16 protein-coding genes are annotated in these 22,647 nt (G+C 49.2%); 15 read left to right on the top strand and 1 reads right to left on the bottom strand.

Annotated elements, in window-relative coordinates; all coding sequences use genetic code 11:
* Positions 1-13 precede the first annotated feature (13 nt).
* From Enr17x_RS14760 to Enr17x_RS14705, 12 genes are all read left to right on the top strand, one after another.
* On the top strand, positions 14-784 hold the full coding sequence (locus Enr17x_RS14760) for a ferredoxin reductase (protein WP_198001163.1): 771 nt from the start codon (positions 14-16) through the stop codon (positions 782-784).
* A 6-nt stretch (positions 785-790) separates the two neighbouring features.
* Complete coding sequence (locus Enr17x_RS14755) at positions 791-2,536, top strand: DmsC/YnfH family molybdoenzyme membrane anchor subunit (RefSeq protein ID WP_145309963.1); 1,746 nt, start codon at positions 791-793, stop codon at positions 2,534-2,536.
* Between the two features lie 29 nt (positions 2,537-2,565).
* A complete protein-coding gene (locus Enr17x_RS14750; RefSeq protein WP_145309961.1) occupies positions 2,566-4,773 on the top strand; it encodes a molybdopterin oxidoreductase family protein in 2,208 nt (735 codons plus the stop codon).
* A 380-nt stretch (positions 4,774-5,153) separates the two neighbouring features.
* Entirely contained in the window at positions 5,154-6,194 is a 1,041-nt protein-coding gene (locus Enr17x_RS14745) for an alpha/beta hydrolase (RefSeq protein ID WP_145309959.1), read from the top strand.
* Between the two features lie 361 nt (positions 6,195-6,555).
* Positions 6,556-7,089: an RNA polymerase sigma factor gene (locus Enr17x_RS14740; protein WP_145309957.1), complete on the top strand. Its 534-nt coding sequence runs from the start codon at positions 6,556-6,558 to the stop codon at positions 7,087-7,089.
* A gap of 27 nt (positions 7,090-7,116) precedes the next feature.
* Complete coding sequence (locus Enr17x_RS14735; protein ID WP_145309955.1) at positions 7,117-7,704, top strand: hypothetical protein; 588 nt, start codon at positions 7,117-7,119, stop codon at positions 7,702-7,704.
* Positions 7,705-7,708: 4 nt separating this feature from the next.
* On the top strand, positions 7,709-8,383 hold the full coding sequence (locus Enr17x_RS14730; protein ID WP_145309953.1) for a hypothetical protein: 675 nt from the start codon (positions 7,709-7,711) through the stop codon (positions 8,381-8,383).
* A 50-nt stretch (positions 8,384-8,433) separates the two neighbouring features.
* Positions 8,434-11,175, top strand: a complete 2,742-nt coding sequence (locus Enr17x_RS14725; protein WP_232101058.1) for a DUF1549 and DUF1553 domain-containing protein — start codon at positions 8,434-8,436, stop codon at positions 11,173-11,175.
* A gap of 96 nt (positions 11,176-11,271) precedes the next feature.
* On the top strand, positions 11,272-12,570 hold the full coding sequence (locus Enr17x_RS14720; RefSeq protein ID WP_145309949.1) for a DUF1501 domain-containing protein: 1,299 nt from the start codon (positions 11,272-11,274) through the stop codon (positions 12,568-12,570).
* Between the two features lie 77 nt (positions 12,571-12,647).
* Positions 12,648-13,166: a hypothetical protein gene (locus tag Enr17x_RS14715; protein ID WP_145309947.1), complete on the top strand. Its 519-nt coding sequence runs from the start codon at positions 12,648-12,650 to the stop codon at positions 13,164-13,166.
* A gap of 259 nt (positions 13,167-13,425) precedes the next feature.
* The gene (locus Enr17x_RS14710; protein WP_145309945.1) at positions 13,426-16,296 is read left to right on the top strand and encodes a DUF1553 domain-containing protein; all 2,871 of its coding nucleotides are present in this window, start codon (positions 13,426-13,428) and stop codon (positions 16,294-16,296) included.
* Positions 16,297-16,311: 15 nt separating this feature from the next.
* Positions 16,312-17,751 carry a DUF1501 domain-containing protein gene (locus Enr17x_RS14705; protein WP_145309943.1) on the top strand — a complete coding sequence of 480 codons (1,440 nt, stop codon included), beginning with the start codon at positions 16,312-16,314 and terminating at the stop codon, positions 17,749-17,751.
* A 137-nt stretch (positions 17,752-17,888) separates the two neighbouring features.
* On the opposite strand, the gene Enr17x_RS14700 is transcribed toward Enr17x_RS14705, so the two are convergent.
* On the bottom strand, positions 17,889-19,022 hold the full coding sequence (locus Enr17x_RS14700; protein ID WP_145309941.1) for a hypothetical protein: 1,134 nt from the start codon (positions 19,020-19,022) through the stop codon (positions 17,889-17,891).
* A gap of 413 nt (positions 19,023-19,435) precedes the next feature.
* Here Enr17x_RS14700 and ccoN point away from each other — a divergent pair, with 413 nt between their 5' ends.
* Genes ccoN through Enr17x_RS14690 form a run of 3 tightly spaced genes read left to right on the top strand, consistent with a single transcriptional unit; the run spans position 19,436 to position 22,623 of the window.
* A complete protein-coding gene (ccoN, locus tag Enr17x_RS14695) occupies positions 19,436-21,718 on the top strand; it encodes a cytochrome-c oxidase, cbb3-type subunit I (protein WP_232101057.1) in 2,283 nt (760 codons plus the stop codon).
* Between the two features lie 22 nt (positions 21,719-21,740).
* Entirely contained in the window at positions 21,741-21,899 is a 159-nt protein-coding gene (locus Enr17x_RS29635; protein ID WP_198001162.1) for a hypothetical protein, read from the top strand.
* A 19-nt stretch (positions 21,900-21,918) separates the two neighbouring features.
* Complete coding sequence (locus tag Enr17x_RS14690; protein ID WP_145309939.1) at positions 21,919-22,623, top strand: cbb3-type cytochrome c oxidase N-terminal domain-containing protein; 705 nt, start codon at positions 21,919-21,921, stop codon at positions 22,621-22,623.
* Positions 22,624-22,647 lie beyond the last annotated feature (24 nt).

Here is a 22,647-nt window from a genome sequence, read left to right as displayed (position 1 = left end):
CACAGGTAAAAAAATGATCGATTCACAACAACAAGATTTCAAAAAGCAAAACGAACAACTGGTTTCACTTCCCGTAATCGAAGTCATTCAGGAAACAGATGAGGTGCGCACCTTTCGGCTGGATAATTTGAAGGGGCAACTTGCCCCTCACAAGCCAGGTATGTTTGTGAAAGTCTGTCTCAACATTAATGGAGCTGAGGTCTGGCGGAGTTTTTCAATCAGTTCGTCGCCTCGACACCCGGAGCGAATTGATCTCACCATCAAACGGAATCCATTGGGACAGGTAGGCAATTATTTTTTTGACCATATCGGGCCTGGCAGCAATATTCTTCTCAAAGGTCCACTTGGGAAATTCTATTTTGATCCGCAAGAACATACCGAACCACTCGTGCTGTTATGTGCGGGAATTGGGATCACTCCCATGATCAGCATGGTGCGTTACTTGAAAGAAGCAGAAATCAATAATCCCTGTTACTTATTTTATGGGGCCAGAACTCACAACGATATTATCTTTGATGAAGAAACCAGGTCGCTCATTACGGAAATGCCCGACTTTCATTATTTCCTGACGCTTTCCCAACCCGCGCCACACTGGCTCGGTTACTGTGGTTATCTCAATTCTGATTTCGTTTTGTCAAAAATCCCCCAGGTGCAGATGTCTCGCTTCTTCCTGTGTGGCCCCCGACGATTCAATCAGGACTTTGAAATCAGCCTGTTAGAAAACGGCGTCCCACATGAAATGATTCACAGCGAGCAATTTCACAAAAACCGAAAGCCTAAATAAACAGACATGAATTTCAACGCTGAGGGAAACAATCAGAACCTTTCATTTAATCTGGATGAAGCTGCGATACATCCACAAGGAAATGCTTCCTGTGGGACAGAACTAAATCTGATTGCACAGCTGCTGCAGGAACAGCAGTCTTTAACAGCCGTTGATCAATTTGCAAGACACTATGAATCTCAAACCAGTCCAGCCCAGTCACGCTATTACGCCGATCTGATTCCCTCCGCGAAGCCAGAAACAGGCGAGCAATATGCGTTTGAAGTCGATCTAGATCGCTGTTCCGGCTGTAAAGCCTGTGTCACGGCCTGCCATTCACTGAATGGACTGGACGAACATGAGACATGGCGCGATGTCGGCTTACTGATTGGGGGATCGAGTCAGGAACCCATTTATCAGCATGTCACCACCGCCTGTCATCATTGTCTGGAACCCGCCTGTATGCATGCGTGTCCGGTGAATGCTTATGAAAAAGACCCGCAAACGGGAATTGTAAAGCATCTCGACGATCAATGTTTTGGTTGTCAGTATTGCACCTTGGCTTGCCCGTATGATGTTCCCAAATATCAAAGTCATAAAGGCATTGTTCGTAAATGCGATATGTGCAGCCAACGCTTGTCCGACGGCGAAGCGCCCGCGTGTGTGCAGGCCTGTCCACATCAGGCGATTTCCATTGAAATCGTCAATCGAGAACAGGTCATTGCTGATTCAGAAATCAATTCCTTTCTGCCGGCGGCTCCTGATCCACAACACACATTTCCAACGACGACTTATAAATCGAAAAATCCGTTTCCCCGTAATGTCTTGCCCGCCGATTACTATTCTGCCAGCCCGCAGCATGCCCACCTGCCGTTGGTGATTATGCTGGTGCTGACCCAGCTTTCGGTCGGTGCGTTTCTTACCGGCTCGGCGCTGGAATATTATCTCAACGGTGAAACCACAGCCGTGATGACTCGAATTCAAGCGACAAGTGCCCTGTTCTTTGGCTTAGTCGCATTGGGGGCCAGCACACTACATCTGGGCCGCCCCCAGTATGCATTTCGTGGCATCCTGGGATTGAAACATTCCTGGTTGAGCAGAGAAATCCTCGCCTTCGGTGCCTTCGCAACTCTGGCAATGGTAGATGCCGCTTTGACCTGGGTCTCCGCATCATCGTTTCCGGAATTGAAATCATGGCAGCCTCTGACAGGACATACGGCGGAGGCAGTCGGCGTCGTTGGCATTTTCTGTTCGGTCATGATCTATGTCTTTACCAAACGCGAATTCTGGAGCTTTGAATCGACGGCGATTAAGTTTTCACTGACAGCCATCCTGTTAGGAATTGCATCGACCTGGTTAACCCTGTTTATTTTAGACATGAAGAACAACTCTCCCGAGTCAAATCGACTCATGGCAGAAGCAGGACCGCTTCTCTCCAAGGCCTTAATCATTACCACGCTGATTAAGCTCGGTTTTGAAGCGTCCATATTCCGTTATCTGCTGCGTCTCCAGAATTCGCCACTCAAACGTTCTGCTTTACTCATGAGTGGTGAATTGTCGAACGTCACTCTCGCCCGTTTTGCCTGCGGTATTCTGGGCGGCATTCTGATGCCGGCCTTCCTGTTGAATCATCAGACAGAGCCGCTTCCCAATATCACTCTGTGTATTATTGTCTGCATTTTATTTATTGCCTGCTTAATTGGCGAATTCTTAGAACGATACCTTTATTTCTCCGCGGTAGCCGCTCCCCGCATGCCCGGTGTATTACGATAAAACTCCTTTGCCATACTGGAATCGATTTCATGTCAATCATCGATCGATCAAAATTGACTTCGCTGATCCATCAAAAAGAGGGACACCTGACCCGCGAGCTACTGCTCTCTCCCGGCGGGTTTGGTCTTGGTAAGGTCCCTGAAAAAAATCTCCCCGATGCAACAACACAAATGGTCTGCGGATTTTGTGGAACCGGCTGTAACCTGAATGTCCATTTGAAAGATGGGGAAGGCGTCTGCATTACACCGACCACAGAATACCCTGTGAATCTGGGAATGGCGTGCCCCAAAGGCTGGGAAGCCTTATCGGTTCTCAAATCTCCTGATCGGGCAGTGAGCCCCTTAGTCAAAAAGTCGCCCAGTCATTGGGAACCGGTCGACTGGGATACCGCTCTGAGTCTCTTCTCGAGAAAGTTCAAAGCAATCCAGGAACAACACGGGGCCGATTCGGTCGCTTTCCTGAGTACCGGCCAGATGGTCACCGAGGAAATGGCGTTTCTGGGAGCACTTGCCAAATTCGGTATGGGCATGGTTCACGGCGATGGCAACACGCGGCAGTGCATGGCCTCTGCAGTGACTGCCTATAAGCAATCGTTTGGCTTCGATTCGCCTCCCTTCACATATCAGGATCTGGAAGAGTCAGACGTTCTTGTTTTCGTTGGTGCCAATCCGTGTATCGCACACCCGATTATGTGGGAACGTGTGATGCGCAATCCCCACTCTCCGAAAATCATCGTTGTTGATCCACGCCGTACCGAAACAGCGATGCAGTCCACGCTACATTTACAAATTGCTCCCAAATCCGACCTGCCGCTCTTTTATGGGATTGCGAATATTCTTATCGAACGCGGCTGGATCAACGAGGAATATATTCAGGCACACACGGACGATTTTGAAGCGTTCACAGCCCACGTCAAAGCATATCCGATTGAACGGGTTGTTACCGAGACGGGGCTCACTCAGGAAACCATCGAACAATTTGCGGAATTGATCCACTCCGGAAAACGCGTTTCCTTCTGGTGGACGATGGGCGTCAATCAAAGTTATCAGGGTGTTCGCACGGCTCAGTCGCTCATCAATCTGGCGCTGATGACAGGAAACATCGGGAAACCAGGCACAGGCCCCAATTCAATCACCGGCCAGTGTAACGCGATGGGGTCCCGTTTATTCAGCAACACCACCAATCTGTTAGGTGGGCACGACTTCCTGAATGAAGAACATCGCAACAAGGTCGCTGATATTCTATCGATCCCTGTGGATCAGATTCCTGCGGAAAACAGTCTGCCTTATCACAAAATTATCGAAGGCATTCTGGCGGGAAAAATTAAAGGGCTCTGGGTTATCTGCACGAATCCCGCGCACTCTTGGATCAACCAGGGACAGATTCGCGATATTCTGGACCGACTGGACTTTCTGGTGGTTCAGGATATGTACCATAACACAGAAACGGCGCGGCACGCCGACCTAATCCTGCCCGCTGCGGGGTGGGGAGAAAAAGAGGGGACCTTCATTAATGCCGAACGTCGGATCGGTCGGGTCAAACGGGTGACCCGTGCGCCCGGCCAGGCATTGTCTGACTTTTCGATCTTTAAATTGATCGCACAATACTGGGGTTGTGCGGATCTCTTTTCAGAATGGAAATCGCCGGAAGATGTATTTCAATTCATGAAACAGCTCTCGGCTGATCAGCCCTGTGATTTTTCCGGAATTGAAGATTACGCAGAAATTGAGGAGCAGGGGGGCATTCAATGGCCGCTTGCCGAAACGGAAGCGAAGCCGCCCGAACAACAGCGACGATTATTTTCTGATGGCCAGTTCTTTCACTCCAATGGACGGGCCAGATTCATGTTTTCGGAACCCACTAAAATGCCGGAGCCGCCGAACGAGCAATATCCGTTTATCTTACTCACAGGGCGGGGAACGGCCTCTCAATGGCATACACAAACCAGAACAAAGAATTCCGACGTCCTGCGCAAACTCTATCCCAACCAGATCTACGTCGAAATGAATCCACAGGACGCAACACATTATTCCATCAAACCCAACGAAGTGATTTTTGTGGAATCGCAACGGGGCCGCCTCAAAGCACGAGCGTTTGTAACACAGTCGGTCCAACCCAAGCAGCTGTTCATTCCGATGCACTATGAAGAAACGAACCGACTGACCGACGCCGTCTTCGATCCGTATTCCAGCCAACCCTCGTATAAGTGTTGTGCGGTTCGCGTGGTCAAAAATTAGAAACAACTCTACGATTCTTCCAAAACTACCTGCCTTTCCTCATCTCAGACTGACTGTGTCTGCCTCACCACATGGCACTTTAGTCTGATTGCATCTTTTTTCGCTCTCCCCCCAAAGAAACAGGGCTGCAACCCCTAAAACCGGAGATTGTATCAAATTGCGCTATTATAAGTGGGAGAAGACCGATACCCCTTAAAAGCACTTCGTGCATTACCAGACAGATAATGCGCGCTGCATGAGAGAAAAGATGATCTTGAGCACGCCAGGGGAATCGATCACGGTCTCGGTTTCACGTTGCAGCTCAAATGGTTCTGAAAGCCAACACCAAACCCGACTTCGGGCTTGTCCCACTCATCCATTGAATTGAATAAATCAGGCCAATGAATTTATTGAATACTCAATCCATGCAGATCAAAGCATTCCTCTGCTTTTGCCTGCTGCTCTGCTCCACTCAACTGTTTGCGCAAGGTGTACCAGCGGCTCCTCCGGTTTGTGCGACCGAGGAAAGCCCCTGCGTTTCGGCCCCCGACTGTACTTCGTGTGTAACCGAGGTCAATTACTGGGTTGTCAGTAGCCGCTGTTGTATTCAGAAAAGTGAATGTTGCTGTCCCTGTTGTGAATTTGATGTGTATCGCTCCAGCGAAGAGGGTTGTGTGACGGAATCTACGTTTGAGACGATGACCCAGGCCCTCAACCCCAATGCACCGATTTGCATCATGGTGCATGGCAGTTTTGTCGAATGGGAAAGTGCCCTGACCGATGCCTATAACACCTACTTCTGGTTGAGAAACGCGGCACCACAGGCACCGTTGAACGTAATCTTTTTTACCTGGCCCAGTGATGAACTGAAAACAAAGATCTTACCCATCGATGTCAATATTCTTGGGAAACGGGCAGAATACAATGGCCACTATCTGGCACGTTTGATTTCCGAATTACCTCCACATCATCAAATCAGCCTGCTGGGACACAGCCATGGTGCTCGCACCGTCTCTTCAGCGATGCACCTGATGGGAGGGGGCTCGATTCAAGGGGTCTCTCTACAGGAATGTGGAATTCACATCTGCTGTCGTTGTCGGCAATTTCGCGCTGTTTTTGCCGCCGCTGCGATCAATCACAACTGGTTGAACCCGGGACAACGATACGGCTGTGCCTTGAACTGTACCGACTGCCTGGTGAATCTTCGCAATAAAAAAGACCGCATCCTGCTGTTCTATCCGATCCTGGCCCCCATCTCTCGACGCGCTTTAGCTCGCACTGGATTCACCTGGCTCGATCGCCGCGCATTGGGTGATGAATACAACCGCGTCCACGATATTGATGTTTCCAAGTGTGTTGGTGCCGGCCACATGTTCCCCAATTATTACAGTCACCCCGAAATCGCCGAGACAATTGTGCCTGCGATTTACTTCCGTCAATAACACCTGAGAGAGACTGCTCTCCTGCCCGCCTTTTTCCATTCACGCATTGAACGACAATGCCTCATAATGGACCTTCCCGGAAGTGCACGCCCGTCACCTCCCACTGAGTGATTCTCCAGTTCCAACGCCGATTTCCTCATTTCTTTTTGCATAACGGCCTTGAGATGCTTATTCTTTCTGAGGTTTTACAGGATGACCACAAACTGATTCATGCTGTATCGTAATGTCTTTATTAGACTTACACTCTCTTATGCCCAAATGAACTTTTTGGAAAATCTAATGAGTTTCTGAAAATAATTCGGGCAGGTCGCGCATCATGATTACTAAAAGCCGTGGTTTTGTTATGAGACGGGAGTAGAAATTGGCCACCGGTAACGATGGCAAGCTCGCCCCCGAGATCGTCCATCAATTAGTCGAAACACATGCGGTTGAGCTGCGCGCTTTTTTGACGGGGTTACTACGCAACCATGATCTGGTTGATGAAGTATTCCAACTGACGTTTTCCAAGGCACTCCAATCGGGAGGGCAATCAAAGGAAGAGACACGTAAAGGCTGGCTATTTCGAGTGGCTTATCATGAATCCATGGCGTTGCTCCGTCGCAATAAGATTCATAAAAAATCGCTGAACAATCTGAGTCATACAACCAATGCCTTCTGGACAGAGACGCCAGAGCAGGGGCTTTTAGAGGATGAAAATCGAGAACAGATCAGACAGGCGTTGAGTAACCTGCCTGAAAATCAACAAGCTATTGTCATCGCCAGAATTTATCAGAATAAAACGTTTAACGAAATCGCTCAAGAATTCGGTCTTCCACTGGGAACCGTGCTGACTCGCATGCGACTCGCCATTAAAACCCTGTCGAAGCAAATTGATCATCCATCCGAGAATCCTTGATCTCGTCTATTACTTAAGTTGGTTATTATGAAAAACCATTTCAGCAACGCAACACCTGACAATGATCCTGTCGATCTGGACTGGGTCGCGTTTCAATACCTGTCAAATGAACTTTCTGAACAGGAATCGGAAGCCTTTGAATTGCTACTCTCAGAACGGCAGGAGGCCCGCGAAGCATTAGCCACGGCGACGCAACTGCTGGCAGGACTGAAAACGCTGGAGCCCGTACCAGTCGTCAACTCCTCAGCCGCCAGAACAACACAGGCAACCCTGAATACACGTAGCACTCTTGTCTCACGGCCCCAACAATGGGCTCTGATCAGTTGCGCCGCGGTCCTCTTAGTGACTGTCACGTTTCTACTGACCAGGCCAGCCGCTGATGACACACCAGGCACAACGCTCGCTCAAACAGAACCCTCACAGGAAGACTTGGAACATGTGCTGGATCTCTGGTCTGAATCGGCTGAAGACAGCAGCATTACCGTCGCTTTGACTCCCAGTGCCGAATCGATTGATTTCATCGATCAACCCAACGCCCTGGCCGAGAACCAGTCACTGGATATTCCTGAATGGCTTTACACCGCCGTCTCTCTCCCGGAAGAAAGTGTGAATTGATTTGATGTTATTCACTCATATGAAAATTCGAAATCTTTCCTGTCTGATCGCCGGTCTGGTGTTCTGCCTCTGCGGTTCACTGGTCTCTTTTGTGAATGCAGAAAAACCAGCTCAGTCGGAAACTGTTTCGATCTCGAAAGGCGACTCATCCAAAGGCAAACCATCCAAATCAAGCGAAAAAAATCGCAAGAATTCCCATCCTCTTAACGTGGAGCGGGAAAAACTGGCACTCGAATTCGCAAAGTCGCATCACCCGGAACTAGCAAAACTGATCCAGCGTCTCAAAAAACATAAGCCCCGCGAATACAAACGCGCCATTCGCGATCTGGATAATACGCTCACCCGACTGGAACGTTTTAAAAATCGGGACGGTGAACGCTATCGGCTGACGTTAGAACGCTGGGAAATTGATTCCCGCATTCGCCTGCTGGCAGCCCGTGTTTCCGTGATGGGAAGTTCGGAAGATAAATCCGAATTAAAATCGTTAATTAAACAACGCGTTGATCTGCAACTGGAATTATTAAAACACGATCAAAAGCTGGCGGAAAAGCGAGTTCAAAAACTGCAGAAATCCATTGAAGAGATCGAACAAAACCGAAACAAATTTGTTGATGCAGAATTTAATAAGATTAATCGCAGCATCAAAAAATCGGGTCAAAAAGACAAGAAACAAAAGTAAACGGATTACCCTTTGGCTGACATTATGTCGTCCCTTATGCAAGGTGTGTTATGAAATCAATCAGAATGACAAGTTACTGTTTTACATTCATGGCCGGTTTACTGGCATTGACTGCAGCCGCGACTGCCGCAGACATCAAACAGCCAGTCACCCAGAGATTCGCTGCACCAGAGACTAAGGAAACACCTCAGTTCCAGCAGCATGTCGTTCCTTTACTAGGCAAGCTGGGCTGTAACGGCCGTGCCTGCCATGGCTCCTTCCAGGGAAAAGGAGACTTTCGACTTTCCCTGTTCGGCTATGACTTTGCCATGGACCACAAACAGATGACGGCCGAAGATGTCGCTCGAATCAATCTGAAAGATCCTGCTAAAAGTTTAATCCTGCAAAAAGCACTGGAAGAAGTCGACCATGAAGGGGGCCAGCGTTTTAAACCCAACAGCTGGCAGCATCGGCTCTTGTCGCGCTGGATTGAAAATGGCGCACAAGGAGTTCTGAAAGACGCGCCGAAATTTGAGCGACTGGAAGTCACTCCCAATGCCATTCAGTTCAAGAAAGAAGGGGAGACGGTTGCTTTGCGGGCTGTCGCTGTCTGGTCGGATGGCACAAAAGAAGATGTCACACCTCTGTGTCGCTACCAGACCAACAATGAGCAGATCGCTACGATTTCTGAAACAGGTGTTGTCATCGCCGCCAAGCCCGGAGACACACATGTTGTCGCCTTTTATGACTCAGGTGTGATCCCGGTTCCTGTTCTGCAGCCGGTTTCGGATCAATACGGTAAGAACTACCCGCAAATCGCTGCCAACACTAAAATTGACAAGCTGGTTATTGCTAAACTGCAAAAACTAGGCATGGTCCCCGCTGAGACCTGTGATGATGCTGAATTCCTGCGTCGTGTCAGCCTCGACCTGACCGGTACGCTGCCAGCCCCTCATGAAATTGAAGCGTTCCTCAATAACAAATCGCCCAACAAGCGATCGGAAAAAATCGACGAGCTGATCGAAAGCCCCGGCTATGCTGCCTGGTGGACGACCAAGCTTTGTGATTTCACACAAAATAACTATGACGATTTGATTAACGCCGCTCCTGTCCGGGAACTCCCCAGCCAGCACTGGTATGACTGGATTAAAAAACGCGTCGAGGATAACGAAGGCTATGATAAAATCGTCGAAGGCATCCTGCTGGCGACCAGCCGGGAGCCTGGCGAAGATTTCGACCAGTTCACCAAATCGATGAATAAGATCTATCAGGAGAAACCAGGACAGGAATTCGCAGACCGCGATCATATGCCGTACTACTGGGCCAGACGGAATTTCCGCAACCCCGACGACCGTGTACTCGGTTTTGCCTACACATTCCTGGGCATCCGGATTCAATGTGCCCAATGCCACAAACATCCTTTTGATCAATGGACACAAACCGACTTTAAAGAATTCCGTGGCTTCTTTACACGGGTCAATTTCGGCGTGAACCCCGAGTCACGTCAGGAATACACGGCCATGGTGGAAGAACTCGGTGCCGACAAAGTACGTGGTAACCAGTTGGTTCGCGAGTTGAATAAACAGATTAAAAACGGCAAAGAGGTTCCTTTCATGGAAGTGTATGTGCCTAAGGCACGCGTCCAGAAAGCGAACAATAATAAGAACAAAAAACAAAAGAAACGACGTAACAACAGACAGAGCCCGGCTACTGCCAAGCTGCTGGGAGCCGAAGTGGTAGAAATCAATAAAATGGATGATCCACGGACGGCTTTGATGGAATGGTTACGCCGTGAAGATAATCCCTATTTCGCCAAGGCGTTCGTGAATCGGGTCTGGGCGTCTTACTTCAATCGGGGCATTATCGAACCCGCAGATGACTTGAACCTGGCGAATCCTCCCAGCAATGGTCCACTGCTTGATTACCTGTCTCGCGAGTTTGCCCGCCGTGACTTCGACATGAAGTGGCTGCATCGCGAAATCGCAAACAGTGATACTTATCAACGCAGCTGGAAAACCAACAAGACGAACGAGCTGGACGAAGTGAACTTCAGCCACTTTATCCCCCGTCGTATGCCGGCGGAAGTTTTATACGATGCCATTCATCAGGCAACCGCTTCTGACGATGCCATCGATTCCTTCAAAAACAGCATCGACAGTCGTGCGATCGGAATTGCCGCTTCCGGTGTTCGTAATCGCGCAATACGCGACAAGCAATACGCCTTGACGATCTTTGGCCGCTCAACACGCGAAAGTAACTGTGACTGTGATCGCTCCGTCGATCCCAGTCTGCTCCAGACGATGTACATTAAAAATGACAACGATGTCTATTCCGCGATCAACCGTTCTAACAGCAGTTGGTTGTTCCAGGTCGGACAGCAACTGGGTGCCGTTCAAAAACCCAACGAGCAAAAAGAACACATGAATGATCGAATGGATCAGGTTAAAGAACAGGCCAAAGCGGCAAAACAGAGAGTCAATCAGTTGAAAAATCAGGAAGACAAGAAGAAGCAGCTGCAACAGGCTCAAAAACGGTTACGCACTTTGACTGCTCAGTTGAAGAAGATGAAGCAGCTATCGTCTCGCATGGGCAAAGGACCAGCCCGGATGCAAACTCTCGAAAAACCAATCCCCGCTGACAAAACAGAGGAGATTATCACAAGAACGTATTTGAGAAGCTTGAGTCGGTATCCTACTGAATCAGAAAGAACGGCTGCCAGAAAATATCTGAATGAGTCTCAAGATAAAATGGCAGGAGTTTACGATCTGATCTGGGCGGTACTGAACACTAAGGAATTCATGCTCGTTCATTAAACAAAACTCAAAGCAACAGCTTCGATATTACAGCAGACACAAACATCTCACGCCTGAATAAAACAGATCAGGCACTTCAATGTGAAAGGAATTCAAATGGCTTTATCAATGACATGCGATGGAGTGAAACGCCGCGACTTTCTCAAAATCGGCACACTCGGTTTTACAGGATTGACGCTCTCTTCGTATTTGCGAATGGTCGATGCAGGCCAGGCCAAACCGCAGAAGGCAAAGTCCGCTATCTTTATAGAACTTTCCGGCGGTCCTTCGCATATGGATACATTCGATTTAAAACCCGAATCATCCAACGAGTATCGCGGTGAATTCAAACCAATCAAAACCAACGTGGACGGCATTGAAATTTCCGAGCACCTGCCGAAACTTGCTGCCTGCATGGATAAATTCGCCTTGCTGAGAGGCGTCTCTCACTCGGTCGCAGCACATGCACTGGGTCGTTCCTACGTGAATACAGGAAATCGTCCTCTGCCTTCACTGGAATACCCGGGCTATGGCGCGGTCTTCACCAAAGAGAATCCCGGACCGGACAACCTGCCGCCTTATGTCTCGATTCCCAATTCGACACAAAAACCAGGCTTCCTCGGCGTGAAACATGCTCCGCTGAATACAGGTGCTACACCACGCCCCGGTCAGCCCTTCAATGTCCGTGGCATCTCTCTGCGGTCCGGTTTGACTGTGGAAAACATCGAACGACGTGAGTCTTTATTACGGGATATTGATCAGACCTTCAACAGTCTGGAAAAGAACTCGCAGCTTATTGAAGGCCTGGACCGCTTCGGCCAACAGGCACATTCGATTATCACCTCAAAGCGAGCTCGTGATGCGTTTGACATTTCCAAGGAATCACCGACATTCGCCAAGCAGTTCGGCGAATCCAGCTTTGGGCAAAGCTGCCTGCTGGCTTCGCGACTGGTAGAATCCGGAGTTCGTTTTGTCACCGTTTCCATGGGCGGCTGGGATACCCACCGCAACAACTGGGACAGTCTGGAAAACAGATTGCTGCCTCCCTTTGATGAAGGTCTGGCGGCACTGTTTACCGGACTGGAAGAAAAAGGACTGCTGGAATCGACGGCCGTTTATGTCACCGGCGAATTCGGGCGTACTCCCAAAATCAACACAACCCGCGGCGGTCGTGACCATTATCCACGTTGCATGTTCATGCTGATGGCAGGCGGACAAGTCAAAGGGGGACAGGTCATCGGCAAGAGTACTGAAAACGGTACCGAGCCTGCTGATGAAGGGCGTTCCCCAGATGATGTGGCCGCTTCTTTCTATCACAATCTTGGTATCGATTTCACAAAAGAATACCACACCAATACAGGTCGTCCGATTACCATCGTCCGTGATGGGGCTGTGATTGACCAACTATTTTCCTAACTGAAGAGTCTTCTTTTTTAGCCAATATCGATGTTGTATATCTGGCATACCATGTAATTTCCTGAGGGGGAATGAGAATGTTGAAAGTAACCAAAGCGCTTGTGACTATGGCCTTAATCCTGGCTTGTGTCACTTCTATTGATGCCGCTGAAAAAGGGGCCAAAAAGAAAAAAGGAAACAAACAGCGCACCGTCCAGATTCAGGCGCTGAAATTACCCGCCACCATTGAACTTTCTGCAGATCAGAAAGAAAAAGTGGCTGCACTGAAAAAAGAGTACTCACCCAAATTCGTCGCTTTGCAAAAGAAAAATCGTGAGATTCTGACTCCCGATCAGGTCAAAGCACGTCGCACAGCAATGAAAGAAGCGAAAGATGCTGGTAAAAAAGGCAAAGAACTCCGTGAAGCAGTCAACTCGGCTTTGAAGCTTTCTGATGAACAGTCAAAGCAAATGAAAGAAGTAACGGGAGAAATACGAAAGCTGAATGGAGAAGTTCGCGGTAAACTGGAATCCGTTTTAACCGCAGACCAGCTTGCGAAGATCAAAAAACCCGCCAAAGGTGGCAAAAAAAAGAACAAGAAGAAGAAAAACAGCTAACTCAACCAGCAAATGCATTTTTGTGTGCTGAATGAGTTCTGTGGTCACTAAGCGATCTTCGCGAAATCCCCCGATTCCAACCCTGGAATCGGGGGTATTTTATTTTCCGGTCATTCTGAAGTGAAAAACAGGCTCTGCCTCCCTCTGATCCTACCCGAAAAGGAGTTGTTTTCACCCCTAAACCATGATATAAACATAAGTTGATTCGCCTTAACTTTCAAATAATTCCCGACTTTCATTCCACTAAGGAGCATGCGTAATGCTACGGTCTGAACCAGGTTTCAGCTTGAAACGGGTCCTTGTCATCATTGCCGTCATGATGTCAAGCGGAGCGCAGGTTGCGACCGCCAAAGACGCACCTGAGAAAGACCGGGGAATTGAATTTTTCGAAGCCAAAATCAGACCCGTTCTGATCAAACACTGCTACGAATGCCATGCCGCTGATGCCAAGTCGATTCGCGGGGGCTTATTACTGGATACCCAGGCTGGAACATTAACGGGCGGGGATTCCGGCGCATCAATCGTTCCCGGCAAGCCGGAAGAAAGTCTGCTGCTGGAATCGCTTCGATTTGAAAGTTTCGAAATGCCGCCGGCGGGTAAACTGGCTCCGGAAATCATCGCGGACTTTGAAACCTGGATCAAAATGGGCGCGCCTGACCCGCGAGAAGGGGAAAGCAAAGTCGTCAAGCAGACGATCGACCTGGAACAGGGGAGAGAGTTTTGGTCCTTCAAGCCAATTGCAAAGCAACCGGTCCCGCAAGTTACTGACGCAGACTGGTCGCATACCGAGATTGATCGGTTCATCCGCGCCCGGCAGGAACAACAAAACCTCAACCCGGCGTCTGTCGCTGATCGCACGTCGCTGGTCCGCCGTCTCTATTTTGATTTGATTGGTCTACCACCTACGCCCGCTCAAATCGATGCATTTCTAAACGACAACAGTTCTGATGCAGTCGCGAATCTGGTTGATGAATTACTGGCGTCGCCTCACTTTGGAGAACGCTGGGGCCGCTACTGGTTGGATGTCGCCCGATACTCTCAATCAACGGGAGGCGGACGTTCGCTGCTTTATAACTCTGCCTGGCGTTATCGTAATTATGTGATTGACGCCTTCAACAAAGACAGACCCTTTGATCAATTTATCAAAGAGCAAATTGCCGGCGACACACTCAAGTCAAATGATTATCGGCAACAACAGGAACAATTGATCGCGACTGCCTTTCTGCTGCTGGGCCCGACTAACTATGAGCAGCAGGACAAAGAACAGCTGCGAATGGACGTGATTGACGAACAGATTCAGACTGTCGGCCGTGCCTTTATGGCGATGACGCTGGGCTGTGCCCGCTGCCACGATCATAAATTTGACCCGATCCCCGCCAGCGACTATTACGCACTGGCAGGGATTTTTCGCAGTACGCACGTCTTGACTCCCGGCAATGTGTCCGGCTGGACCAAACGTTCGCTGCCTGTTCCCGCTGAACAACAAAAAGCACGCGATGCCTATGACCAGAAACTGGCCAGTCTGACTTCCCAACAGAAAAAGAAACAGAAGCAACTAAAAAAACTGGAACTCCAGTTAAACAGTATTGTGCTTGACGATTCCGCAGCCACGCTGGTGGGTGACTGGAAAGAGTCAACGTTCATGAAAGACTACATCGGCAAAGGCTATATCCACGACCAGCACCAGGCCAAAGGCAAGAAGCTGGTCAAGTTTGTTCCGAAAAAGCTGAAGTCAGGCCGCTACGATGTGCAACTGGCCTATAATTCTGCAGAATCCCGTGCCTCACGTGTGCCCGTGACGATTAAAACGGCCAAAGGCAAACATACCGTATATGTGAACCAGCGAGTGGAACCGACTGATGGCGCATTTTCTTCGCTGGGGCAGTTTGAATTTACCGGCACAAAAGATGAAGAAATCATTGTCTCCAATGAAGGTACCGATGGTTTTGTCATCGTCGATGCGATCCGTTTCATCTCCGCTCCCGTTGAGGCAGAAAAAGACACACAGCAGCAGGCGGCAGTCGCACATTACAAACAGACCACACTCAAAATCACACAAACCAAAAAACAGCTCAAACAACTGAAATCGGAAATCGCACAGACAAAGAAATCAGCTCCCCCTCAAATTCCAGAGATCATGTCTGTTTATGAAGGGGAAGAACCCGGCGACTATCATCTCTTGATTCGCGGCGACGTGCATAATCTGGGAAAGAAAGTGCCCCGTGGTTTTATTACGGTAGCCCAATCAGATAAGCCGGCAGACAAACCGGTTTCCATTCCAGAGACTGCCAGTGGACGACATGAACTGGCCGATTGGATTGCCAGTCCCCAGAATCCACTCACCGCGCGGGTTTATGCTAATCGAATCTGGCACCATCTGTTTGGTTCAGGACTGGTTCGCACGGTCGATAACTTTGGCTTTCGAGGCGAAACTCCTTCGCATCCAGAATTACTTGATCATCTGGCTTTGAAATTGATCGATCAGGGCTGGTCCACCAAGTCTCTGATCCGTGAGATCGTCCTGTCCAGAACCTATCAGCTCGCCAGTGAATCGACAGAAAAACAACGCGCAGCCGACCCTGATAATCGGCTGTTAACACATCAGAATCATCGTCGCCTCGATGCGGAATCTATTCGCGACACGATTTTGTTTGTCAGTGGCAATCTCGATCTTTCACAACATGAGCAGACCATCAGACCTGATACCAAAACGGAATATGGTTACGTCTTTCAAAAACACTATCGGAGCATCTACATTCCGGTATTCCGAAACCGCTTACATGATTTACTGGCTGTGTTTGATTTCCCCGACCCGAACCTTTCCGTGGGACGCCGCAATACCAGCACACTTTCAACGCAAGCGTTGTACCTGATGAACAACCCTTTTGTGATGGAACAGTCACAAGAACTGGCAAGCCGTCTAATCAAGGACTATCCTGCTGACGAACCAGCCCGTATTGATGCGTTGTTTCGAACCACATTAGGGCGACTGCCTGGCCAAACGGAAAAAGCCAACGCAACGCGTTTTCTCCGCCAATCGCAGACATCGGGAGGCCCTTCTGAAACAGAAGTCTGGTCTGCGCTTTGTCAGACAGTCATTGCCTGCATTGATTTTCGCTATATTAAATAAATCTGGAGTAATTCCATGATGGATACAAACAGTCTCGTTTCACGACGTCATTTATTAGGCTCGTCCGCCTGTGGATTTGGCTCTCTGGCGTTATCAGGCATGCTGTCTCAAGCGAAGGGAAATACTCCCAGCATCACTCATCAGAATCCGTTGGCACCACAAGAGCCAATGTTTCCTCCCCGTGCGAAACGCGTGATCTTTATCTTCATGCAGGGGGGGCCGAGCCATGTGGATACGTTCGACTACAAGCCTCTACTGGAAAAGAAAAACGGCGAAGAGCTGGAGTTCAAGGACTCACGCTCGATTGCCAAAACGGGAAAGTATGGCAAAGAGAAGGTCATGCAGTCGCTCTGGAAATTCCGCCAGTACGGTGAATGCGGTCACTGGGTCTCCGACCTGTTCCCGGAAATTGGCCGTCAAGTCGATGACCTGTGTTTCGTTCACAGCATGCACACCAACGGGGTTGCGCATGGCCCCAGTACGTTGTTTCTGCATACGGGAACGACCAATTTGATTATGCCTTCGGTGGGCTCCTGGATTACCTATGGTCTGGGCACGGAAAACGAAAACATTCCCGGCTTCATTACGATTTCGCCTTCTTCCTCGAATGGCGGTCCTCGAAATTTCTCCAATGCATTCCTGCCTTCGCATTACCAGGGAACGGCGCTCGGCAGAGCAGGGCAACCCGCTGACAAAGCACGCTTTAATAATATCAAAAATGGACAATGGTCGTTGAATAAGCAGCGCCAGCAACTTCAGCTTCTGCAGTCACTCAACCAGAGTCAGTTGCAGTCGCATAAAGAAGACGATGAGCTGGCGGCAGTGGTGAATTCATTCGAACTGGCCTTCCGCATGCAGCAACATGCGCCGGGATTAACAGACCTTTCCAGTGAATCCAAATCCACATTTGATCTGTATGGAATTGGAACCCCCGAAACCGATGACTTCGGTCGGCAATGCCTCTTGGCACGGCGTATGGCAGAGGCGGGCACGCGTTACATTCAAGTCAACTATGCCGATAACGGCAATAACCCGCGCTGGGACCAGCACAGTAAAATTCAAAAACATGCATTTCACGCCAAAGCGACAGACAAACCTGTTGCTGGCTTGATTCAGGACATGAAACAGCGTGGCTTGCTGGAAGACACATTGATCTGGTGGGGGGGAGAATTCGGTCGAAATCCGTTTTTACAAAATGGCGATGGCCGTGACCACAATCCCAAAGGATTCACACATTTTCTGTGTGGTGCTGGTGTGAAATCGGGCTTCTCATATGGGGCTACCGATGAATTCGGGCATGAGGCCGTAGAAAACAAAGTGCACATGCATGATATGCACGCCACTATCCTGCACCTGTTGGGCATTGACCACGAACGCCTCACCTATCGCCATGCCGGCCGGGATTTCCGTCTGACAGATGTGGAAGGCCGTATCGTCACTGATCTTATTGCCTGATTAAATAAAACCGGTTCGCAAATGCCCCCCATTTGCGAACCGGTTTTTACTTTGTTAACTCGGCTAATTCGATAAGATACCTCCTGCTAAATCAGTCTGGTCAAGAAGAGCGAGGCTACTCTGATTGTGAAACGACTTTAGAAAGTCAGAGTCAATGTCACTGTGGTTCGGCTATCCAGCAAATCCTTTCTGTTGGAAATCGGAAATTCCCAGACACCAGCGAGTGACAGACAATCGTTTAATTTATAGTCGGCACCGAAGGCGGTTGTGACAACGTTATTGCCGGCGACATTATTTGAGCCGAGGTTAATCCAGTCGCCGCCTTCAAAGCTGGCAGGAAATGCCCCACCGCTGCGTGTGTACACAATCCCGTTTAACTCTGCGATCGCAGAAAGTTTTTCGGTAAGGGGGTGATCATAATGCAGGCTGTACCAGAAGGATGTTGACTCATCCACATGATCAGCAGGCAGGTGAAAACCAGCGTTAGCGATAAAGTGTCCGCCGCCGTAAAGCTCTTTCCCTGCGGTCAGGAACGGATTCCAAACTCCCTGGCCGTTACCCTGAAAGACTCGCAGACTGCCATTATGGGCTTCATAAATCAGTCCGGTTGAAAGCAGGAACTGATTTTCGACGTCCCGCACCAGAACATATTTGACCCCCAGAGCAATATCGGCCCAGCCACGCGAATTCCCAATTCCGCGTGTCTGCAGCGTGTTGTAGCCATCTTTGACGGCAATAATCGAAAGCCGCTCGTTCAATGCAATCCCCAACTGCAATGCATACACCTGCAGGTCGCCAGCTCCTAATACGGGGGTCGTAGAATCAATCATCTGATTTACAAAAACGCCACGAACATATGTCAACGACCGTGGATCAATAGACCAGACTGGATTACTGACCGGCATCACCCAATGCTTGAAACAAGGGTCACTGGGAAGTTTACTGAGTAGGGGAATCCGGTCGCAAAGCGTGCATGCACTACAGGAGTCACAGCTGCAACACTGACCACAGCGACAAGCTGACTGGCAGGTCTGACAAGACTGGCAAGCCGCTTCCGGAGCAACACTCTCATACGAAACAAAAACTTCGTCGGGGCTTACTGTAGACTGATCTTTGACGTCGGCTGATTCAATTTTGACTTCATCAGCCGTTGTACTCACCAGATCAATTCCGAGTGGATTCGCATCCGTATTCTCGTCCGCGTTCACCGGCATTAAGACACAGTTAAGCATCAGCACCGTCGCTGCACTGACTATTAACTTGAAATTCATTTCTCTCTCCCTGAGATTCTTATATTTACCGTTAATGAGAAAATGTTCCTCGGCCGGTATGTTTTATTCTTTTTACTGAGACAGCACTACAAATTCCGATAATTCTATCTTCAAATATTATTTCGCCCCTAATAGAATGCGCGCGTGAGGACGAATATAACCCTAGTGATATATTTACCGAAAAGCACAATCAGTAAGCCGCAAGGTTTCACAATGGATGTCGTTTGCGGTTTGTTAGTTCAGTGGGTGGGGTATATCCCTGAAATTAGTAAGTCCCGCCTCTCATCCCCCGAATCGGATAGGCGGAATTTATTAATTGGCTAGAATATCCCCTTTTCGTAACTACTGCTTAATAAAAGAGATCTAACGTTTTTTAATACGGTCCATTCGAGTTCAGGAGCAGAGGAGCACACGTGTCGGCTGAACCATCTATCGAAACTGTCACAAACAGCGGGAATCTGGAGAAATTCATTTACGATGACCAAATTGCAAGGATGTTTGCTCTCGCGACACTCGTGTGGGGGACCGTCGCATTTCTGGTTGGAATTATCATCGCGAGTGAACTCGCTGCCCCTTCAGTCAATATGGGGTTCGATTTAATCACCTTTGGCCGTTTACGCCCTCTGCATACCAACGCTGCCATTTTCGCTTTTGCCGGGAATGCCATTTTCACTGCTGTCTACTATTCGACTCAGCGTCTCTGCCGTGCCCGTATGTGGAGCGATAAACTATCGCGACTTCACTTCTGGGGCTGGCAACTGATTATTTTGGCAGCCGCCCTGACGCTACCGTTTGGGATTACCCAAAGCAAAGAATACGCTGAACTGGAATGGCCCATCGACATCGCGATTGCCGTTGTCTGGGTCGGATTCTTCGGCGTGAACTTCTTTATGACACTTGCCAGACGCCGAGAACGGCACATGTATGTCACACTCTGGTTTTATATCGCCACCATTGTGACCGTGGCATTGCTGCACGTGTTCAACAATCTAGTGATTCCCATCGGACTGTTTAAAAGCTATTCGGTTTATGCCGGCGTGCAGGATGCCTTCATGCAATGGTGGTATGGCCATAACGCGGTGGCGTTTTTTCTCACGACCCCGTTTCTGGGGCTCATGTATTATTTTCTTCCCAAAGCAGCAAATCGCCCGATTTACTCTTATAAGCTTAGTATCCTCCATTTCTGGTCGCTGGTCTTTATTTACATCTGGGCTGGCCCACACCATCTGCATTACACCGCATTACCACAGTGGGCCTCCACTTTAGGCATGCTGTTCTCGATTATGCTCTGGATGCCTTCCTGGGGTGGAATGATCAACGGTTTACTAACTCTACGAGGGGTCTGGCAGAAAGTGACCTCCGATCCGGTTCTCAAGTTTTTCGTGGTCGGAATTACATTTTACGGAATGTCAACTTTTGAAGGCCCTGTGCTCTCTATCAAATCGGTGAATGCCTTATCCCATTACACCGACTGGACCATCGCACACGTCCATGCGGGTGCTCTGGGCTGGAACGGCTTCATGACATTCGGCATGATCTACTGGCTGCTTCCCCGTTTATTCCAGACACAGCTTTGGAGCCAGAAACTGGCGAATCTGCACTTCTGGTTGGGTACCGTCGGTATCCTGTTATACATTTTCCCGATTTACGTTGCCGGACTGACTCAAGGGTTGATGTGGCGAGCCATCACGGAAACCGGCCAGTTGGCGTATCCCAACTTTGTCGAAACCGTCCGCGTGTTGATTCCCTTGTACTGGATTCGCGTTGCAGGCGGGCTGGTTTATCTCTCCGGCTCTCTGTTACTGGGTTATAACTTCTTCCAAACCTGGAAAACACGTCCCGCTGTTTACGAGGAAGAAGTTCATACTGCGCCCCCATTGGAACGTCATTATGAGGATGAACCGGCTACCAAGTCTGATTTGACCGGCGTACTGGAAATTGCCAAATCAATCGATGTCTTTGAAAAGCTGAACTGGCACCGAAGATGGGAACGCTTACCGCGGCTGATGACGATCTGGGTGATCATCTCTGTCGTCGTCGCCTCGCTCTTTGAAATCATTCCTACTTTCCTGATCAGATCGAACGTGCCTACGATCGCGACGGTGACTCCTTATACACCGCTGGAACTGGCGGGCCGGGATATCTATGTGGCGGAAGGCTGTTATAACTGTCACTCACAAATGATTCGGCCTATTCTTTCCGAAACAAAACGGTATGGGGAATACTCCAAACCGGGTGAATTTATTTATGACCATCCGTTCCAGTGGGGATCACGCCGCATTGGTCCTGACCTGGCTCGCGAAGGGGGACAACGTTCCAATCTCTGGCACCTCGTCCACTTCCGGGACCCGGCAAAGATGACCGATGGGTCTATCATGCCGCCTTACCCCTGGCTGGAAACGCGGAAATTGAATTTCAAAACGATTCCCGACCGTGTCTGGGCTGCCTCTTATCTGGGGGCGCCCTACACGCGTGCCCTGGATGATTCGATTGCCATGGCGAAAGAGCAGGCGAAAGCCATCGCGGATGACATCGAAAAACAGAAAGGTCCCACAGGCCTGGAAGACAAGCAGGTGATTGCTCTGATCGCGTATATGCAACGCCTGGGAACCGATATTTATAAAACACCGGCTGCACCGAAGAAATCAGAGTCTACAGAACCGCCGCCGGCCGCGAATAAAACGGCACAAAAATAATTTGTGAACGAGGACCAAGACCATGATTAAACAAGTAATGGAACTCTTGAATTATGATTACTGTGCTGAGATTGCACTCGTCCTGTTTTTGATTGCATTCACGCTGGTCATTATCAAAACCGCATTCACAAGTAAAAAAGAAATCAAACACCAATCAGAAATTCCGCTTTCTGACGACTAATACTGATTCGGAGAAAAACATGTCAGAGTTAGAGAAAGATCAGTTAAGAACCCACGTTTATGACGGGATTCAGGAATACGACAATCCGATGCCGGGCTGGTGGGTGATGCTTTTCTGGGGATGCATCTTTTTTGCGATTCCCTATTGGATGTATTATGAGTCGGGTGTTCCCGGGCGTTCGATCTATGATAATTATAATGAAGCAGTCGCCGACAACTTGCGACTGCAGTTTGAGGAGATCGGTGAACTCAAACTGGACTCTGCCACCGTCTATAAATATAAGGATGACCCAAAATGGCTTAAGGTCGGCGCCAGTGTTTATGAAATGCACTGTGTCGCCTGCCATGCTTCCAAAGGGGAAGGAAAAGTTGGCCCGAATTTGACGGACGACTACTGGATTCATGTGAAAGAGATCGGCGACATCGCCAAAGTCGTCGAAAAAGGAGCCAACGGCCAGGCGATGCCTGCCTGGGGAAATCGTTTGCACCCCAATGAAATTGTTCTGGTTGCGTCCTATGTCGCAGGACTCCGCGGATCATTGCCGCCGGGCACGGGAAAACCACCAGAACCGAAAGCAAAAAAAATCCCCGACTGGAAAGCACCAGCGGAAGCAAGCGAAAAACCCGAATCAGAGTCTTCCAAAGCAGATGAAGCCAAGCCAGACGACACGAAGTCAGAAGATAACAAAAAAGAGAAACCGCCAGAAACGAAACCCGCCTCATGAACAAGAACTTTCTTTTCGATGAAC

Source organism: Gimesia fumaroli (genome assembly GCF_007754425.1).
Taxonomy (GTDB): Bacteria; Planctomycetota; Planctomycetia; order Planctomycetales; family Planctomycetaceae; genus Gimesia; species Gimesia fumaroli.
Note: the sequence above shows the minus strand (reverse complement) of the source record. Positions and strands in the feature narration are given on the sequence as shown.

What these genes read in the sequence shown, in the direction of transcription:
- Enr17x_RS14690 (WP_145309939.1), top strand. Translation starts at nt 21,919, where the DNA reads ATGTCAGAGTTAGAGAAAGATCAGTTAAGAACCCACGTTTATGACGGG.
- Enr17x_RS14710 (WP_145309945.1), top strand. Translation starts at nt 13,426, where the DNA reads ATGCTACGGTCTGAACCAGGTTTCAGCTTGAAACGGGTCCTTGTCATC.
- Enr17x_RS14735 (WP_145309955.1), top strand. Translation starts at nt 7,117, where the DNA reads ATGAAAAACCATTTCAGCAACGCAACACCTGACAATGATCCTGTCGAT.
- Enr17x_RS14730 (WP_145309953.1), top strand. Translation starts at nt 7,709, where the DNA reads ATGTTATTCACTCATATGAAAATTCGAAATCTTTCCTGTCTGATCGCC.
- Enr17x_RS14720 (WP_145309949.1), top strand. Translation starts at nt 11,272, where the DNA reads ATGGCTTTATCAATGACATGCGATGGAGTGAAACGCCGCGACTTTCTC.
- Enr17x_RS14725 (WP_232101058.1), top strand. Translation starts at nt 8,434, where the DNA reads ATGAAATCAATCAGAATGACAAGTTACTGTTTTACATTCATGGCCGGT.
- Enr17x_RS14755 (WP_145309963.1), top strand. Translation starts at nt 791, where the DNA reads ATGAATTTCAACGCTGAGGGAAACAATCAGAACCTTTCATTTAATCTG.
- Enr17x_RS14760 (WP_198001163.1), top strand. Translation starts at nt 14, where the DNA reads ATGATCGATTCACAACAACAAGATTTCAAAAAGCAAAACGAACAACTG.
- Enr17x_RS14745 (WP_145309959.1), top strand. Translation starts at nt 5,154, where the DNA reads ATGAATTTATTGAATACTCAATCCATGCAGATCAAAGCATTCCTCTGC.
- Enr17x_RS14700 (WP_145309941.1), bottom strand. Translation starts at nt 19,022, where the DNA reads ATGAATTTCAAGTTAATAGTCAGTGCAGCGACGGTGCTGATGCTTAAC.
- Enr17x_RS14705 (WP_145309943.1), top strand. Translation starts at nt 16,312, where the DNA reads ATGATGGATACAAACAGTCTCGTTTCACGACGTCATTTATTAGGCTCG.
- Enr17x_RS14715 (WP_145309947.1), top strand. Translation starts at nt 12,648, where the DNA reads ATGTTGAAAGTAACCAAAGCGCTTGTGACTATGGCCTTAATCCTGGCT.
- Enr17x_RS14750 (WP_145309961.1), top strand. Translation starts at nt 2,566, where the DNA reads ATGTCAATCATCGATCGATCAAAATTGACTTCGCTGATCCATCAAAAA.
- Enr17x_RS29635 (WP_198001162.1), top strand. Translation starts at nt 21,741, where the DNA reads ATGATTAAACAAGTAATGGAACTCTTGAATTATGATTACTGTGCTGAG.